The sequence below is a fragment of the Aeromicrobium sp. WCS2018Hpa-31 genome (assembly GCF_031843905.1).
GTDB lineage: Bacteria > Actinomycetota > Actinomycetes > Propionibacteriales > Nocardioidaceae > Aeromicrobium.
This window is the reverse complement of the sequence record NZ_JAVTJF010000022.1, coordinates 1-2,250: the sequence shown is the minus strand read 5'-3', so window position 1 is coordinate 2,250 and position 2,250 is coordinate 1. Positions and strand designations below refer to the sequence as shown.

1 protein-coding gene is annotated in these 2,250 nt (G+C 71.5%); it reads right to left on the bottom strand.

Annotation, left to right across the window (positions count from 1 at the left end):
* The coding region (locus RQG84_RS18060; RefSeq protein ID WP_311211181.1) for a fibrinogen-like YCDxxxxGGGW domain-containing protein at positions 1-1,930 on the bottom strand (1,930 nt) is incomplete at its 3' end.
* Between the last annotated feature and the right edge of the window lie 320 nt (positions 1,931-2,250).

Sequence of the window (2,250 nt, the reverse complement as noted above, 5' to 3'; positions counted from 1 at the left end):
TCCACTGCGGCGCGAAGGTGGTGACGAAGGCGCCGGTGGTGTTGTCCCAGGCACCCAGCAGCGAGATCTTGCCCGCCTGGGTCCACTGCACGGACGTCGTGCCCGGGTTGAAGTTGTCGTAGTTCGTGGTGCCGGAGTAGTTCCAGTCACCGCAGTGGCAGCCGCCGTAGGCGACCTTGTCGCCGAGACCGCCCGTGATGGCCTGCAGGTCACCGCCGGACTTCGTGATGCCGGTGTCCTTCAGGACGAAGTCGGTGGTGTCGTAGGAGAACATGCTGTGCTGCGAGCCACCCAGCCACACCTTGCCCCCGACCTGCTTGACGGCCTGCTGGTAGGTGGCGCCGGCGGTGCTGTAGGTCGGGTTCCAGGCCGGGGTGGTGACCGCGGCGCCCGCGGCCGTGCTGATGGCCACGCCCTTCTTGACCGTGGTGGCACCCGAGGCGGTCATGTAGCCCGCGAAGTAGGCGCGCGCACCGTCGTCGGAGACGTCCAGGGCCGCGACGCTGCCGTTGAAGTTCGGGTTCCAGCCTGCGTCGCCGTTGCCGCTGGAGAGGTCGATGCGGCCGGCGTTGCGGGCGTAGGCGGCGTTGGTGCCGCGCACCAGGTGGGTGAAGACCCCGCCGACGTAGAGCCGTCCGCCGGACACGTCGAGCCCACGGACGCTGACCTTGGCGCTGGTGCCGCGGTTCTCGACGACCGTGGTCCAGGAGGACGACAGGGCGCCGGTGGCGTCGAGGACCGTGAGGCCGGTGCGACCCTGGCCGTTGACGGTCGTGAACTCGCCGCCGACCGCGAGCCGGCCGTCGGGCAGGGCCGCGAGCGATCGGACCTGGTTGTCGAACGTGGGGCGGAAGGACGAGATCCACTCGCCGGTCGTGGCGTCGAAGGCCGCGAGGTAGGACTGGGCCACGCTCTGCGAGCCGGCCTGGTTGCGGACGGTGGTGAAGTTGCCACCCACGTACATGACGTTGCCGATCTGCGCGAACGCCTGCACCTCGGTGGCGAGCTCTCCGGTGCCGCCGGCACCGGTGCCGGTGACGCCCCACGGCTGGGCCAGCGACCCGCTCTTGGCCACGGGCAGCGCGGTGACCTCGCCGGTGCCGGAGTCGGGGATGCTCGCGAACGACAGGTCCGCCTGCCGCAACCTCGGACGGATGAGCACCTGCGTGAACGGGGTCGCGTTGCCCGTCGCGGTGGCGTACAGGTTGCTCGTGGACGCCGTCGAGCCGTTCACCCCGCTGCCGTAGTTGAACCCGCGCACCCAGCCGTTCGCGCTTGACTCGAACGTCCAGACCCGCTGGAGCCGGGCCGACGAGAACGTCGACGTCGTGCCGAAGTCGCGCGACGTGGAGCCCGAGTAGGACTGGCCGTCGAACGAGGCGGAGGTGAGCGGGTGGCCGGCGCCGAACGCCCACGACCACGAGGCCAGCGAGCGGACCCGCATCCGGACGTCCTGCCACGCGGTGCCCTCGACGTTGGTGGCGCGCTTCAGCCGGATGCCGTCCGTCAGCGCGTCGACCCGGCCACCGCCGAGCAGGGCGTCGACCGTGGCGGTCGAGAGCTTCTTCGGCGCGAACGCCGCCTGGCCGGAGACCGTCGAGGCGATCTGCGCCGGGGTGCCCTGGGCGTTGCCGTCCCAGTTCCAGCCGTCGCGACCGCGGCCCACGAGCACCCAGCCACCGCCGTCGGTGGTCATGTCGCAGTAGAACTGCGTGGGCGTCCGCAGCTGCGGGGTCAGCAGCCAGTAGACGCCGTCGGTCGCCGAGGGCTTGACCTGCTTGACCTCCCAGCACGAGGCGGCCGCCGACGCCTGGCTCGAGCCGTCGGGGACCACCGTGGCCGCCTGGGCGGCAGGCACGACGCCGGTCAACCCGGTGACGACGACGGCGAAGGCGGCCGCGAGCGCGGCGAGGGTGGTCTTGGTACGCACGGAGGATCCTTGATCGGTTCGGGGCGCGAGCCGGTCGTTCCCCCGACGGCCCACGGAGTGGAGGAGCACCGCGGCCCGCATCCATGACGCGACTGCCCTGCCGGAGTTCGGGTGGGTCGGGTCACACGTCCCGGGTCGACCCGCTCAGGAGGCGCGTACGAGGGCGGTGGAGGCCGACCAGTTGCCCTGGCCGTCGCTGGCCCGCACGAAGAACCGGTCGGCCGACGTGGAGTCCAGCACCGAGACCGTGGTGGAGGTAGTCGTGGCGACGACCCGGTCGTTGCGCAGCACCTCGTAGGTGACGCCACTCGTCGAGCCGG